The sequence below is a fragment of the Brachybacterium massiliense genome (assembly GCF_900184245.1).
GTDB lineage: Bacteria > Actinomycetota > Actinomycetes > Actinomycetales > Dermabacteraceae > Brachybacterium > Brachybacterium massiliense.
Map to the genome: position 1 here is coordinate 487,250 of NZ_FXXB01000007.1, position 13,633 is coordinate 500,882.

General features: G+C 72.3%; 17 protein-coding genes. 4 read left to right on the plus strand and 13 right to left on the minus strand.

Features of this window, described 5'->3' with window-relative positions:
- Positions 1-68 precede the first annotated feature (68 nt).
- Positions 69-998 carry an arsenic resistance protein gene (locus BN4251_RS08920; protein ID WP_087484746.1) on the plus strand — a complete coding sequence of 310 codons (930 nt, stop codon included), beginning with the start codon at positions 69-71 and terminating at the stop codon, positions 996-998.
- Here the strand turns inward: BN4251_RS08920 and BN4251_RS08925 are convergent.
- Genes BN4251_RS08925 through BN4251_RS08950 form a run of 7 tightly spaced genes read right to left on the minus strand, consistent with a single transcriptional unit; the run spans position 988 to position 7,452 of the window.
- A complete protein-coding gene (locus tag BN4251_RS08925) occupies positions 988-2,868 on the minus strand; it encodes an ABC transporter ATP-binding protein (protein ID WP_087484747.1) in 1,881 nt (626 codons plus the stop codon). The genes BN4251_RS08920 and BN4251_RS08925 overlap by 11 nt on opposite strands.
- A gap of 46 nt (positions 2,869-2,914) precedes the next feature.
- Entirely contained in the window at positions 2,915-3,442 is a 528-nt protein-coding gene (locus tag BN4251_RS18695; protein ID WP_245810269.1) for a hypothetical protein, read from the minus strand.
- 24 nt (positions 3,443-3,466) lie between these two features.
- Positions 3,467-3,856: a hypothetical protein gene (locus BN4251_RS18700; RefSeq protein ID WP_245810270.1), complete on the minus strand. Its 390-nt coding sequence runs from the start codon at positions 3,854-3,856 to the stop codon at positions 3,467-3,469.
- Positions 3,857-3,889: 33 nt separating this feature from the next.
- Positions 3,890-4,525 carry a response regulator transcription factor gene (locus BN4251_RS08935; RefSeq protein ID WP_087484748.1) on the minus strand — a complete coding sequence of 212 codons (636 nt, stop codon included), beginning with the start codon at positions 4,523-4,525 and terminating at the stop codon, positions 3,890-3,892.
- Complete coding sequence (locus BN4251_RS08940; RefSeq protein ID WP_245810271.1) at positions 4,522-5,673, minus strand: sensor histidine kinase; 1,152 nt, start codon at positions 5,671-5,673, stop codon at positions 4,522-4,524. The genes BN4251_RS08935 and BN4251_RS08940 overlap by 4 nt, the downstream gene beginning before the upstream one ends.
- 13 nt (positions 5,674-5,686) lie before the next feature.
- On the minus strand, positions 5,687-6,499 hold the full coding sequence (locus tag BN4251_RS08945) for an ABC transporter permease (RefSeq protein WP_087484750.1): 813 nt from the start codon (positions 6,497-6,499) through the stop codon (positions 5,687-5,689).
- Positions 6,496-7,452, minus strand: coding sequence for an ABC transporter ATP-binding protein (locus BN4251_RS08950; RefSeq protein WP_087484751.1), 957 nt, complete (start codon positions 7,450-7,452; stop codon positions 6,496-6,498). The genes BN4251_RS08945 and BN4251_RS08950 overlap by 4 nt, the downstream gene beginning before the upstream one ends.
- A 102-nt stretch (positions 7,453-7,554) precedes the next feature.
- Here BN4251_RS08950 and BN4251_RS08955 point away from each other — a divergent pair, with 102 nt between their 5' ends.
- Positions 7,555-9,069 carry an amidohydrolase gene (locus BN4251_RS08955; RefSeq protein WP_087484752.1) on the plus strand — a complete coding sequence of 505 codons (1,515 nt, stop codon included), beginning with the start codon at positions 7,555-7,557 and terminating at the stop codon, positions 9,067-9,069.
- A gap of 3 nt (positions 9,070-9,072) precedes the next feature.
- Here the strand turns inward: BN4251_RS08955 and BN4251_RS08960 are convergent, their stop codons facing one another.
- Together BN4251_RS08960 and BN4251_RS08965 are read right to left on the minus strand one after the other, a co-directional pair.
- The gene (locus BN4251_RS08960) at positions 9,073-9,444 is read right to left on the minus strand and encodes a DoxX family protein (RefSeq protein WP_087484753.1); all 372 of its coding nucleotides are present in this window, start codon (positions 9,442-9,444) and stop codon (positions 9,073-9,075) included.
- On the minus strand, positions 9,441-9,692 hold the full coding sequence (locus BN4251_RS08965; protein WP_087484754.1) for a VOC family protein: 252 nt from the start codon (positions 9,690-9,692) through the stop codon (positions 9,441-9,443). The genes BN4251_RS08960 and BN4251_RS08965 overlap by 4 nt, the downstream gene beginning before the upstream one ends.
- A gap of 204 nt (positions 9,693-9,896) precedes the next feature.
- Here BN4251_RS08965 and BN4251_RS18280 point away from each other — a divergent pair, with 204 nt between their 5' ends.
- Both BN4251_RS18280 and BN4251_RS18285 read left to right on the plus strand, forming a co-directional pair.
- Positions 9,897-10,115 carry a hypothetical protein gene (locus BN4251_RS18280; protein WP_425426197.1) on the plus strand — a complete coding sequence of 73 codons (219 nt, stop codon included), beginning with the start codon at positions 9,897-9,899 and terminating at the stop codon, positions 10,113-10,115.
- 17 nt (positions 10,116-10,132) lie between these two features.
- On the plus strand, positions 10,133-10,285 hold the full coding sequence (locus tag BN4251_RS18285) for a hypothetical protein (protein WP_170931901.1): 153 nt from the start codon (positions 10,133-10,135) through the stop codon (positions 10,283-10,285).
- Between the two features lie 6 nt (positions 10,286-10,291).
- Here BN4251_RS18285 and BN4251_RS08975 read toward each other — a convergent pair whose 3' ends face one another.
- The 4 genes from BN4251_RS08975 to BN4251_RS08990 all read right to left on the minus strand — a co-directional run bounded on the left by BN4251_RS08975 (position 10,292) and on the right by BN4251_RS08990 (position 13,550).
- Complete coding sequence (locus BN4251_RS08975; protein ID WP_087484973.1) at positions 10,292-10,759, minus strand: DnaJ family domain-containing protein; 468 nt, start codon at positions 10,757-10,759, stop codon at positions 10,292-10,294.
- Positions 10,756-11,214 (minus strand): SRPBCC family protein, encoded by a 459-nt coding sequence (locus BN4251_RS08980; protein ID WP_087484755.1) that lies wholly within the window; start codon positions 11,212-11,214, stop codon positions 10,756-10,758. The genes BN4251_RS08975 and BN4251_RS08980 overlap by 4 nt, the downstream gene beginning before the upstream one ends.
- Positions 11,211-12,434 (minus strand): YncE family protein, encoded by a 1,224-nt coding sequence (locus BN4251_RS08985; protein ID WP_087484756.1) that lies wholly within the window; start codon positions 12,432-12,434, stop codon positions 11,211-11,213. The genes BN4251_RS08980 and BN4251_RS08985 overlap by 4 nt, the downstream gene beginning before the upstream one ends.
- A 75-nt stretch (positions 12,435-12,509) precedes the next feature.
- The gene (locus BN4251_RS08990) at positions 12,510-13,550 is read right to left on the minus strand and encodes a GNAT family N-acetyltransferase (RefSeq protein WP_087484757.1); all 1,041 of its coding nucleotides are present in this window, start codon (positions 13,548-13,550) and stop codon (positions 12,510-12,512) included.
- Between the last annotated feature and the right edge of the window lie 83 nt (positions 13,551-13,633).

Here is a 13,633-nt window from a genome sequence, read left to right on the forward strand (position 1 = left end):
TGTGGTCGCCGTCATGGTATCCCGCCGCCCCGAACGCGCGCTGGGTCCGGGCAGTACCGTCGTGGTCCATGGAGCGATACCGGCCGTGGGGCGAGCGGCATCAGGTCGTGCTGTATCTCGGCGCCATCGGGGCGGGCCTCGGCCTCGGGGCGCTCGCCCCTGGCGCGGCCCCGTCACTCGGTCCCGCGGTCGAACCGGCGATCGCGGCGCTGCTGCTGGTGACCTTCCTCGGAGTGCCCCTGCTCCGGCTCGGCGCGGCGCTGCGGGACGTGCGCTTCCTGAGCACGCTGGTGCTGGTGAACTTCGTGATGGTCCCGCTGATCGTCGCGGTGGTCACCCGCCCCCTCGCTCACGCCCCCGAGCTGCTCGTCGGAGCGCTGCTGGTGCTGCTGGCCCCGTGCATCGACTACGTGCTGGTGTTCACCGCACTGGCAGGTGGAGCGCACGCACGGCTGCTGGCCGCGACGCCGCTGCTGATGCTCGGCCAGCTGCTCGCGCTGCCGGTGCTGGTGCCGCTGCTGAGCGGCCGCGCGGTCACGGGACTCCTCGAGGCGGGCCCATTCCTGCGGGCTCTGGCACTGCTGGTGCTTCTGCCGCTGCTCGCGGCGGCGATGCTGCAGCGGTTCGCACCGCGTCTGGACCTCTCCGGGGCGATGGTGCCGCTGATGCTGCTGGTCCTGTTCACCGTGGTCGCCTCGCAGACGCCGCGGCTGCTCGGCGCGGGGACCGCACTGCTCGCCCTGGTGCCGGCGTACCTCGCCTTCCTCCTGCTCGCCACGGGCGCCGGGATCCTCGTGGCACGGCTGACCGGCCTCGACGCCGCGCCCGCCCGTGCTGTGACCTTCTCCGGCGCCACCCGCAACTCGCTCGTCGTGCTGCCGATCGCCCTCGCGATGCCGTCCCCACTCGTGGCCGCGGCGGTGGTGACCCAGACAGTGGTCGAGCTGCTGGGCATGGTGGTGCTCGTGCGGGTGCTGCCACGGCTGCTCAGCCGGTGATGTCGAACCTCGCGAGCCTGCGGCTGTCCCCCGAGCTCTGCAGCGCGAGCAGCTGGGCGTAGATCCCGCCCGACGCCGCGAGCTCGGCCGGGGAGCCGATCTCGTCGATGTTCCCGTCGCGCAGGGTGATGATGCGGTCCACGCCGGCGATCGTGGAGAGCCGGTGGGCGATGATCAGCGAGGTGCGCCCGGCCATCAGCTGCTCGAGGCCCTTCTGCACCTGGATCTCGGCCTTGGTGTCGAGCGCCGAGGTGGCCTCGTCGAGCACCAGCACCGGGGCGTCCTTGAGGATCGCGCGGGCCACGGCGATGCGCTGGCGCTGACCGCCCGAGAGCTTGAGCCCCCGCTCCCCGATGACCTGCTCGTAGCCGCCGTCGAAGCGCCGGATGAAGGTGTCGGCGTTGGCGCGGCGGGCGGCCTCGACCACCTCCTCCTCGCTCGCCTCCGGACGACCGTAGGCGATGTTCTCGCGGATCGTGCCGGAGAACAGGGAGGCGTCCTGGAAGACCACGCCAATGCGGGCGCGCAGCTGGTCCAGCGGCAGATCGGCGCTCGGGCGGCCCACCACCTCGATGCTGCCGGCGCGCGGCTCGTACAGCCCCAGCAGCAGGTTCACGATCGTGGACTTGCCGCCGCCGGACTCGCCCACCAGGGCGATCTTCTCGCCCCGCTCGACCTGGAAGTCGATCCCGTGCAGCACGTCCTCGCCGTCCTCGTAGGCGAAGGAGACGTTCCGGAAGGCGACCACGGGGGCGCCGGCCACGGGAGCGATCGTCAGCGCCGTCGAGGTGCCGCCGTCGGATCCCTCGGGCAGCTCCCCCGCCGTGCCGTCGGCGTGCCCGGCGTCTCGGGCGTCCTCGGGCCGGGCCGCCATCACGGCGGCGGTGCGCGGATCCACCGGGGTCTCCATCACCCGGAAGTAGTCCTTCGACCCGGCGATCGCGCGCTGCGCGGAGTCGATCACCCAGCTCATCGACTCCACCGGGGCCTTGGCCATGCTCATCAGCTGGATCAGCAGCACCATCTCGCCGAGGCTGAAGCCGCCCTGCACGGTGCGCACGAAGATGATCACGTAGATGCCGAAGAAGATGAGGTTCAGGAACGCACGACGGATGACGTCCATGCGGTGCCAGTGGGTGGACTGTGCGCGGGTGGTCGCATCGGTCGAGCGGAAGCGGCGCGAGAAGTCCTCGAGCTCGCCGCGCTCGCGCACGAAGGACTTCACCACGCGGATCTGGCCGACCACCTCGGCGAAGCGCCCCGAGGCGATGTCCACCTGCTCGTTCTTCTCCCCCTCGAGCCGCTGCCACTTCACCGACGTCAGCGAGGTCAGCCACACGTAGACCGGGAACACGATCAGCAGCAGCACGGTCAGCGGCCAGGCGTAGTACGCGCTGATGGCGAGCACCGCGGCGGTGGTGATGAGCATCGACGCGAAGGAGTTCGACATCATCTTGGTGAAGTTCGTGATCTCGGTGATCGAGCGGTTCAGCCGCGCCACGATCGTGCCGGTGATCTCGCCGTCGAACCAGCGCTGCGGCAGGTGCAGCAGCTTGTCGTAGTAGCGCACCGAGAGGATGGTGCGCATCCGGTTGCTCATCACGTCGCCGAACCAGCCGCCGACGTTGGAGATCACCGTGACGGCCAGCTCCGCCAGCAGCACCGCCGCCGCGATCAGCACCACCGTGCGCACCGCGCTGCCGGTGGCGGTGTCACCGCCCACGGCCGCGGCGACGGTGTCGGTCGCGTGGCCGATGAGGAAGGGGACGGCGAGCCCCGCGACCGCGGTGAGCACCGAGCAGACGATGATCGCGGTGTACAGCGGGGCGAGCGCGCGGGTGAAGCGGAGGATGCGCAGCAGGGAGGTCACCTGGCAAGCCTAGGCGCTCGGGGGCGGAGGATAGTGCACGCCCCCATCAGTCCGACTTCGGACCCACCACGCCCAGGAGCACGCCGAGCGAGGCCCTCTCCCCTGCGCGCCTGCGCCGCACCACTCCGCTGATCAGGGCGTAGGGCACGAGCATCACGAAGCCGACGGCGCTCAGCAGCAGGATCGCCACCACCACGGAGCCGTCGCCCTCGCCCCCACCGCCGGTGCCGGTGCGGGCCACCAGCAGGGCCGCGGCGATGTTGCGCTGGCTGGTGAGGATCGCGGGACCGTCCTGGACGGTGAGGGTCTCCCCCGCGAGGTCGCCGGCGATGCGGCCGGCCACGAAAGCGAGCGCCACCAGGCCCACCGCCACGAGCATCACCGGGGAGAGCAGCAGCTGGATCACCAGCGAGGTGTTCGCACCGAAGCCGGAGAGGAACATCAGCACCGCCGAGACCGCGGCGACTCCGCCGGAGATCCGGGCCAGCAGGTCCGCGCGATCCGGCCAGACCGCGGCGATGACGATCCCCGCGATCATCGGGGAGAGCATGGTGCCCAGCAGCAGGCGCGCCACCGCCCAGCCGTGGACGCTGACGTCCTACAGCAGGAACGGCACCACCAGCGGCATGAACAGGATCGAGCCGAGCAGGAGCACCGCCATGGGTCCGGCGGTCTCGCCGTAGGGGATGCGGGCCATCGCCCCGAGCTGGAGCACGAAGGGGGCGCCGGCCGCGCACAGCGCGATGATGAACCCCTCCCCGATGTGGTGCGGGAGCAGGTCGCTCATCAGCCAGATCAGCAGGGTGCCCACGGCGGGCACCACCACGAAGTTCGCCCCCAGCACCGAGAAGACGGTGCGGCGGTCGCGCAGCTGCTGGCGGAAGGAGCGCAGCGGGGTGCGCAGCCCCATCGAGAGCATCGACGCGATCGCGAAGGCCGGCACGCTGATGGAGATCAGCAGACCGAGCAGGGATTCGAGCGTGTGCACCACCGCAGGGTACGCGTCGGCGCCGGGAGGGTCTCAGATCCAGCCGTTGTCCGAGGCGGTCCTCACGGCCTCGGCGCGGTGGGTGACGCCGAGCTTCCCGATCACGGCGGAGATGTGGTTGCGCACCGTGCCCTCGGAGAGGAAGAGAGTCTTCGCGATCTGGGCGGTGGTGCCGCCGGCGGCCGCGGCCTGCAGCACCTCGGTCTCCTTCGCGGTGAGCGGGCTCGGGCCGACGGCGAGGGACTGGGCGGCGAGCTCGGGATCCACCACCCGCAGGCCCTGGTGGACGCGGCGCACCGCGTCCACGAGCTGCTCGACGGGGGTGTCCTTGACCATGAAGCCGAGCGCCCCGGACTCCATGGCGCGGCGCAGGTAGCCGGCGCGACCGAAGGTGGTCAGCACGATGATGCGCGGCGCGTCCTCGGTGCCCCGGAGGGCCTCGGCGGCCTCGATCCCGTCGGCCGGCCCGGGAGAGCCGTCGGGGCTCTGCCCGGCGGGCATCTGCACGTCCAGCAGCAGCACGTCGGGGCGGTGCTCCGCCACGGCCGCGAGCGTGCTCGCGCCGTCGGCCGCCTCCCCCACCACCTCGATCCCGCTCTCCAGGCGCAGCAGCGCCACCAGGCCGGAGCGGAGGATCGCCTGGTCATCGGCGACGACGAGGCGGATCATGCGTCCGCTCCCATGGTCGCGCGCAGCCGGGTGCCGGTCTCGCAGGAGGACACCTCGAGCCGGCCTCCGGCGAGCGCGAGGCGGGCCTCGAGGCCGCGCAGCCCTGAGCGGGAGGCGCCCTGCGGGATGCCGACGCCGTCGTCCTCGACGGTGACGGAGTGCTCGTCGACCGCGATCTCGGCGCGCGTGGCGCGGGAGTGGCGCACGATGTTGGTGACTCCTTCGCGGATGACGTAGCCGAACAGCTCGGCGAGGTCGTCGTGCAGCGGGGGCAGGGCGGTGGGGACCTCGGCCTGGATCCCGACGGTGCTCAGCACGGTGCGGGCGGAGGCGATCTCGGAGGCGGCGCGCACGTGCTGCATGCCGGAGGCGGTGGCGCGCACGTCGGCGAGGGCCTGGCGCACGGTGGTCTCGATGTGGGCGAGCTGGGCGCGGGCGGCGTCGGGGTCGGTGTCCACGAGCCGCCGGGCGAGCTGCGCGGAGATGGTCAGGGAGGTCAGGGAGTGGCCCACCAGGTCGTGGAGGTCGCGGCCGATGCGTTCGCGCTCGGCGGCGACGGCGAGCACGGCGTTGCGACGCTGGGCGGCCTCGAGCTGCTCCTGGAGCACCTGCTGGCGCACGCCGTAGCCGATGCCCCAGGCCATCACGGCGCCCATCACGGCCAGGCCCGCCGCGACGTACACCTCGAACACGATCGACAGCACCAGCACCGCGAGACTCATCGCGAGCATGCTCGGCACGGCCCAGCGCCAGGGCAGCAGCAGCACATGCGTCATGGCCTGGAACATCACCATGAACAGCACGTTCGCTCCGAGCACGGGGATCAGCAGCAGCACCAGCGCGGTGCAGATCGCGAACCACGCCAGCCGCACCCGCTGCGGGTACAGACCGATCCCGGTGGAGTAGACGAACAGCACCCCGTAGACGGGCAGCAGCACGGTGGCGATGAGGGCCTCGAGGCCGGGATCGTTCCACCAGGCGAAGGCGATCGGGATGAGGATGAACAGCACCGGCGGGAGCGCGAAGGCGAGGCCGCCGGACTCGACGGCGGCTCGGTGGATCGCGCGCGGGGTGAGGGGCCGGGTCGCGGCCTCCTCGTCGGAGCCGCGGGCCCAGGCCCCCCACGTCGGGGTGTCGGTGCGTGCCATGACGGTCATTGTGTCAGCGACGCTTCAGGCCCACGGCCCGGCGCATGCCCAGCGCGCACAGCAGCCCGAGCACGAGGGTCCAGGCGCCGATCACGGCCAGCCCGGTCACGGGCAGCTCCCCTCCCTGGGTGGTCCACTGGCCGAGCTGGGAGATCCAGTAGGTGGGCATCGCCTGGCCGAGCTGCTGCATCCAGGTCGGGAAGGTCTCCAGCGGCATCCACAGCCCGCCGAAGATGGCCATCGCCATCATCGTGATCACGCCGCCGGCCATCGCGGCGCCGCCCTTGAGCACGGTGCCCAGCACGATGCCGATCAGGATGGTGGGCAGCAGGCCGAGCCACAGCACGCCGATGGTGGCGAGGAAGCGGGCGGGGGCCAGCTCGACGCCGGTGGCGAGACCCACCAGGCCGACGGCGATCAGCGCCGGGATGATCACGGCGCTCGCGGCCATCACGGAGCCGGCCAGGAAGGAGCGCGGGGAGAGGCCGGCGACGATCAGCTGGCGCAGGAAGCCGTTGCGCTGGTCCTCCTGGATCTGGGTGCCGGCGGTGACGGCGGCGCCGAGCCCGCCGTAGGCGGCCATGTTCACCATGATCATGGTGCGCACCTGCCCCTCGGACTGCTCCCCGAACATCATCGAGAACAGCAGGTACATGCCCACCGGCAGGGCGATCGTGAAGACCATGAACATCACGTTGCCCATCGTCATGCGGGTGGTGTGCAGCGCGTAGCGCAGGGTGCGGGTCGCGGCCGACGGGGCGGCGGCGGTGCGGGGCCGGGCAGAGGTGAGCGTGGTGGCGGGCGCGGTGGTCATGGGGGTGTTCATCGCGGGGTCTCCTCGTGGTGGTGGTCGGTGATGCGGACGAACGCTTCTTCGAGGCCGGGGGCGGAGACAAGCACGTCCTGGGCCTGGCCGGCGAGCGGGCCGGTGAACAGGGCGGCGAGCGCGGCATCGGAGTCGGTGCACAGGGCGCGCACCCGGCGGGCGTCGGTCTCGTCGGCATCGGCGCTGTCCACGCCGGGCAGGGCGGCGACCTGCGCGGGGGTGAGGCCGCGCAGGCTGATCACGCGCCCGGAGACGGCGGCGCTGATCTCTGCGCCGGTGCCGTCGGCGACCACGCGGCCGCGGTCCATCACGATCACGCGGCCGGCCTCGCGCTCGGCCTCGTCGAGGTGGTGGGTGGCGAAGACGACGGTGCGGCCGGTCGAGGCGACGCCCCGCATCTGGTCCCAGAAGGCGCGGCGGGCGCCGACGTCCATGCCGACGGTGGGCTCGTCCAGCAGCAGCACCTGCGGGTCGCCGAGCAACGCGATCGCGAAGCGGACCCGCTGCGCCTGCCCGCCGGAGAGGGCGCCCATCTTGCGGGTGATGATGCCTTCGATGTCGGCCTGGGCGATCACCTCGGCCAGCGGCATGGGGTGGGCCTGCAGGGAGTGGAGCATCCGCAGCATCGAGCGCACGGACTGGTCCGGCAGCAGCGCGCCGGCCTGGAGCATGGTGCCGATCAGCCCGATGCGGGTGGCGGTGGCCGGGTCGGTGCCCAGCACGCTCACCTCGCCGGCGTCGGGGGTCGCGAGCCCCACCAACATCTCCATCGCGGTGGACTTGCCGGCGCCGTTGGGGCCCAGCAGCGCCACGATCTCGCCGGCACCGATCTCGAGGTCGAGCCCGTCGAGGGCGCGGACGCTGCCGTAGTGCTTGCGCAGGCCGCGCAGGCTGATCGCGGAGGGGGTGCTCGCCTGGTCGGGGGCGGTGGCGGGGGCTGTCGTCGTGGTCATGGCACCACGATCCCGTGACGGCGCCCGGCTCCCCAGTCCCCTCGATCACCTCCGCTCCATGACAGCCGTCATGGTCGCGGGCGCGGGGGCTACCCTGGCCCGGTGCTGATCAGACAGGTGCGGCCCTTCAACACCGCCTCCGGCGAGGTCCCGTCCCGTGCGGTGGACCTGCGCCTTCGTGACGGTGTGATCACCGAGCTCGCGCCGGGGCTGAGCCCCGTCGACGGCGAGGACGTGCTCGAGGCGGAGGGCGCGATCGCGATCCCGGGGCTGTGGGACCAGCATGTCCACACCGGCCAGCTCGCCCAGGCCCATGCCCGGCTGGACACCTCCGGGGCGGGCAGCGTGGGCGTGATCCTCGAGCTGGTGCGTTCCGAGCTCGCCGCGCGGCGCGAGACCGCTGTCGCGCCGGCGCAGGCGCTGATCGGCTTCGGCCACCGCCTGGTGGATTTCGCGGTCCAGCCCACGGTGCCGGCGCTCGATGAGGCCACCGGCGCGGTGCCGACGGTGCTGATCGGCGGGGATGCCCATCACGCCTGGCTGAACTCCGCGGCGCTGCGTGCCCTGGATATGCCTGCGCGGGACGGGATCGTCGCCGAGGAGGACTGGTTCGCGGTGGTGCCGCGTCTGACCGTCCTGCCCGGGGTCGCGGAGTCCTTCGCGACCGGTGCGGCGATGCTGCAGAGGCAGGCGCTGCAGCGCGGTGTGGTGGGCCTGGTGGACATGGAGTGGGGGCGGCCGTGGGAGACCTGGCCGCAGCGCGGCCCGCGGATGCGGATCCGCACGGCTGTGTATCCCGAGGAGCTCGCGGCCGCGCCGGGGCCCACGGGCACGGTGCTCGATGCCCGGGGCCTGGTGACGATGGGCCCGCTAAAGGTGATCGTGGATGGCGCGCTCGGCTCCCACTCGGCCTACACCCGTGACGCCTACACCGATGGTCACGGCTATGCGGGCCGGGGCGTGCTGAGCGTGGGCCCCGAGGCGCTGCGCGAGGCGCTCACGCAGGCGAAGGCCCAGGGGCTGACCGCCGCGGTGCATGCGATCGGGGATGCCGCTGCGCAGGTGGCGCTCGAGGCGATCGCCGCGGTGGGGATCCCTGCGCGGATCGAGCACGCGCAGATGCTCACCGATGACGACATCGACGCGATGGCGGCGCTCGGCGTCACCGCCTCCGTCCAGCCCGCTCATCTGCTCGATGACCGCGATGCGACCGACGTGGTGTGGCCCGGCCATGGCGCCCAGGCCTTCCGGCTGCGGGATCTGCGCGATGCCGGGGTGCCGCTCGCGCTGGGCTCCGATGCCCCGGTCGCACCGCTGGATCCGTGGCTCGCGATGGCCGCGGCCGTGCATCGCAGCGCCGACGAGCGGCCCGGCTGGCATCCCTCCCAGCAGCTCCAGCCGCGCGAGGCCCTCGCCGCCTCGACCGACGGGATCACCTCCCTGCAGGTGGGCGGGGTGGGTGATGTGGTGCTGCTCGAGGACTCGCCCTTCGCGGACGTCCCGCTCGGGGCCGACGGGCTGATGGTCGACTCCGCCGCGCGCGAGGCGGCGCAGCGGCTGCGGGAGACCGAGGTGCTCGAGACCTTCGTGGCCGGGGAGCCGTCGCTCGGGCTCTGAGGGTCAGCGCGCGGTACTCGCCACGTGCAGCGCCTGTGCGATGAGCACGCCCTGCAGCGGCAGGCGCCCGAACGCGATGGCGCGCTTCTTCGGGCGGGCGCCGCGCCAGTCGTAGGCCATCTGCAGGTTCGCGGGGAACACCGCGAGGAACAGCGCGGCCGCGGCGATGCCGCCGAGCCGGCGGGTGCGGGGCACGGCCAGCAGCGCCGCGGTGCCGAGCTCCGCGGCGCCGGAGGCGTAGGTGTAGTTCCGGGCCGGTCCGGGCAGCGCCGGCGGGACGATCGAGTCGAACGGCGCGGGGCGCACGAAGTGCAGGGTGCCCGCGGCGCCGAGCAGGGTGGCGAGGAAGGCTGCGGTCCGGCGTCGCCTGGTCATGCCGCACCTCCCGCAGAGAGCAGGCAGAACTCATTGCCGGAAGGGTCACGGAACACCCGCCACGGCAGCTCGCCCCGGTCGGGGTGGATCTCGTGGCCGCTCGGCCAGGCCCAGTCCTCCGCATCGCGCGCCGGATTCGCCGAATCCACCGGCTCCGCGGTGAGCGTGGTGGTGCCGAGCGCCGCTTCCCAGAAGCGACCGAGGCGACGCGGATCGAGGGCGTCGATGCCGAGCTTCTCGAGGAACATGCCCGCCAGTGTGCGCTCCGCGCGCCGCCGACGCCAGGGGGAATTCCCTCGCGCTGCGGGAGGACGGCGTCGTACGGTGATTCCGGTTCCGCGTGGAGCCCTGAGGGAAGGAGGAGCTGATGGTCGTCGCCGTGCTGACCCCTGCTGTCCTCCCTTCCGTCCCGGCCTGCTGAGATCTCGCTGGCCCTCCCTCAGGAGAACCCCATGACCTCGTCCTTCGACAGGGACGCCTTCTTCGCCCGCGCCATGTTCACCGCCACCGTCGCCGAGCTCGAGACGGACCAGCGCTGGTCCACCTGGCCCGAGACCGCCCACACCCTCGACCCCGGCCCGCAGCCCTTCCCCGACTGCGTGGTGCAGCACGACGGAGCGATCGACACCGAGCTCGGCATCCTCAAGACCGGCAAGGAGGCCGACGCCTGATCATCGACGTCCCGCAGGTGATCGACCTGATCGCGAACCCGAACGGCTCGGACTTCCTGCGTCGCGGCTGCGAGAACGTGTGCACCTGGCTGCGGGCGAACGGGGCGCCGGCGTCGGCCGCGGAGCCGCAGGAGTGGGCGGCCGCCGCGCAGCATGCGGTCGCCGGCTGAGGAGCCTCAGCCCCGTCGGCCGAAGAACCACCAGCGCCGACGGGCCCGCGGCTGCGACGCGACCGGCGCGGGCGGCTCCTGCGTCGGCGCCGCCGCGCGCAGCGCGCGCCACTGCCTGGCGGCGTCGTCCCCGTCCCAGGCGGGGGCGAGCAGCACCTGGAAGGGGTTCTCGCGGCGGTCCTCGTGGACCCGTTCGGTGAAGTCCTCCGCGTACTCGCGAGCGGCCTGCTCGGTGGGCAGATCGGTGAGGGTCTCCGCGCGGCGCTCGTACTCCTTGCGCAGCAGCACCACCACCGGCAGCAGCGCCTCGCGGTCGATGTCGCCGCTGGCCAGGCGCTGGTTGATCCACCAGTCCGGGTCGTGGGTGTCGGGCAGGCTCAACGGCTTCCCCGCACCGGGCAGGTCGTCGAAGTCGCCCCGCCGGATCGCCTGCTCGATCGCGGAGTCGACGCGCTCCTGCTCTCGCGAGCTCAGGAGTCCGCGCCCTCCTCGACCAGCGCCGCGAGCCGGTCGATCGAGGCGAGCAGCTTCTCGGCGGTCATCGCCTGTGCCTTGGGCAGGCGCTTCTCGTCGTACAGCTGCGAGTAGTCGTACAGGTGCGTGACCAGGGTTCCGCCCTCGACGGGCTCGAGCTGCCAGGCCCAGAGGTGGCCCGGGGGCGTCTCCCCCTTGGGTGCGGGCAGCCAGGCGATCGCGCGGCCCTCGGCGAAGTCCACCACGTGGTTCTCGCGCACCCCGCCGTTGCGGTTGGTCATCACGAAGACATCGCCGACGGCGCGCACGCGCTGGTCGGGCGCGGCTTCGGCGAGGTTGTCGTTGCCGTCCCAGCGCGGCTGCTGCGCGGGATCGGCGATCAGCTCGAAGATCGTCGCGGCCGGCGCGGCGATCTCCCGGGAGGCTCGGACGAGGCGCTGCTGTTCCTGGCTCATGGCTCCATCGTGCCACTCGATGGGGCGGTGTCCTCGAAGACATCGATCGAACCGGCGTAGTTCGCGACCCACACCCGGCGCTGGGTGGGCTCGTAGGTGACGCCGATGGGGTTCTGGCCCACCTCGACGGTCTGGATCTCCTCCATGGTCGCGGTGTCGAACTTCGTCATGGTGTTCGCGTAGTAGTTCACGACGTACAGCGCGAGGCCGTCCGGGGAGATCGCCATGGTGCGGGGCTCGCGGCCGGTGCTGGCCTCCCGCAGCACCTCGCCGGTCGCGGCGTCGAGCTCGAGCAGCGTGTCCTCGCCGGAGACGGTGAGGTACATCCGGGTCGCGTCCGGGGAGAGCACCAGGTGGCGGGGCTTGCGGCCGGTCTCGAGCACCACCTCGCTCTCGCCGGTGACCAGGTCCACCCGGTACAGCTCGTCGGCGTACATCGCGGTGACGTACGCGGTGCGGTTGTCGGGCATCACCACGCTGCCGCGCGGGGCGGCGTCGACGGGGATCTGGCTCGTCTCCTCGCCGACGGCCAGGTCGAGCACGGAGACGGTCTCGTCGCACCAGTTGGAGACCAGGGCGAGGCTGCCGTCCGGGGAGAGGGAGATGAACTTGGGGACCCGGCCCACCTCGATGACCTGGTCCCATTCGCCGCTCGCGAGGTTCAGGCGGTACACGGCGGAGCGGCCGATCTCTTCGCCGTTCCGGCAGTCGTCGGTGGCCTTCGCGCCGGCGCCCGGGCCCTTGAGGGAGTACTGGGAGACGTACGCGTAGGCGCCGTCGGGCGAGAAGACCGCCTCGACGGGAGCACCGGTGGTCTCCCCCGCCCGGTCCTCGTGACCGAACTGCGAGAGGTCCACGCTGTCGCTCACGGTCGCGGTGAGCTCGAGGGTCTCGGGGTCGTACAGCGTCGAGGTGTGGCTGTACATCATGTTGTTCGCGATGACGGCGCCCGCCGGGCTCGCGACCACGGACTTCGGGGTGATGTCCCCGGTGATCCGGTCCAGCTGCGCCAGGCGCGTGGTGTTCGAGGGGTCGCCGGGCGGGTGCTCGGGCGCGGCCCCCGCGGCGTGGCGGCCGGTGTTCGGGGTGACGATGCTGGTCGCCAGTCCCGCGACCATCCCGCCGGCCATCACCAGGGAGAGGATCGCGATCGCGATCGTGAACTGCTCATGAGGCCGGCCGCGCCGGTTCCTCCTGCGATGCTTCGCCTGCACGCCCATGCACAGCCCCCTCCCGTGCGGCCGAACCTAGTCCGGCGGGCACCGGCGGTGCGGGAGGGTCGCGGCGTGTCGCCCTCAGAGCTCGGGACGGCCCTGCAGCACCAGCTCGCGGAATCGCACCCGGTAGCCGAGCTTCTCGTTGATCTCGATCATCCAGGGGTTCACGTGCGAGTTCCAGGTGACCAGGGCGCGCAGCTGCGGGGCGCGCGCCGTCAGCTGACGATGGGTGGCGACCTTCAGCGCGAGGCCCAGGCGGTGCCCTCGATGCTCGGGCATCACCAGGGTGTTCTCCTGCCAGCCGAGAGTGCTGTGCGGTGAGCGGTGCACGTGGATCTCGGTGTTCCCGGCGAAGCTGCCGTCGGGCGCGACCGCGACCGCCGTGATCGACTCCAGGCCCTGCTCGCGCCGACGCCGCTCCCCTTCGCGGATCCGTTCCGGGGTGTACTCGGGCGCCTCGTGCTCGACCTCCTCGTCGGGTTCGTCGAGCTCGAGCTGGCGCATCAGCCTCCCGTACGCCTCGAGGTGCTGCTCGGGGATGTCGCCGTCCCACAGCTCGATGCGGTACTGCCCGATCCTCTCCTCCGCCTCGGCCTGCAGGGAGTCCAGGAGCGAGCTCTCGAGCGGGAGCGGCAGCACCCGGCACACGGCGAGGTTCTTGCGGCTGATCCCGAGGCGGCGGGCGAGGCGGTTGACGGGCTCGTCGGGGCTGTCGGCGTCGCCGTCGGCCGGGATCTCGCCGTAGGCCTCGACCAGGGTGCGGCCGGAGTCGCGGATCGCGGGGATCAGCGCCTCCTCGGCCAGCTGTGTCGCGATGCCGCGGCCGCGGAAGGCGGGGTGCACCTCGACGCCCACCGAGATGCTCTCGAGGTTCTCGCGCAGGGGGACGAACACCGAGGCGCGGCCGACGAGGCTCTCGCCGCCCTCGAGCGTCTCCGCGAGAGCGATCCAGCGCTGGCCCCGCCAGTACGAGGAGTCGACCATCTGGGCGCGCAGCTGCTCGCGGGTGAGCGCCTGGGAGGCCCCGTAGGTGTGCTCGTCGAGCGCGGTCTCGAGCGCGAGGTACTGCTCGAGGTCGAGGTCGGAGGAGGGGTCCAGGGGGCGGATGCTCACATGCATGGGGTCAGTGGACCATGGCGGATCCCTGCAGGTCGACGGATTTATCGGGCCCTGCTTGACTCTCCCCCAGGGGCAGTCCCGAG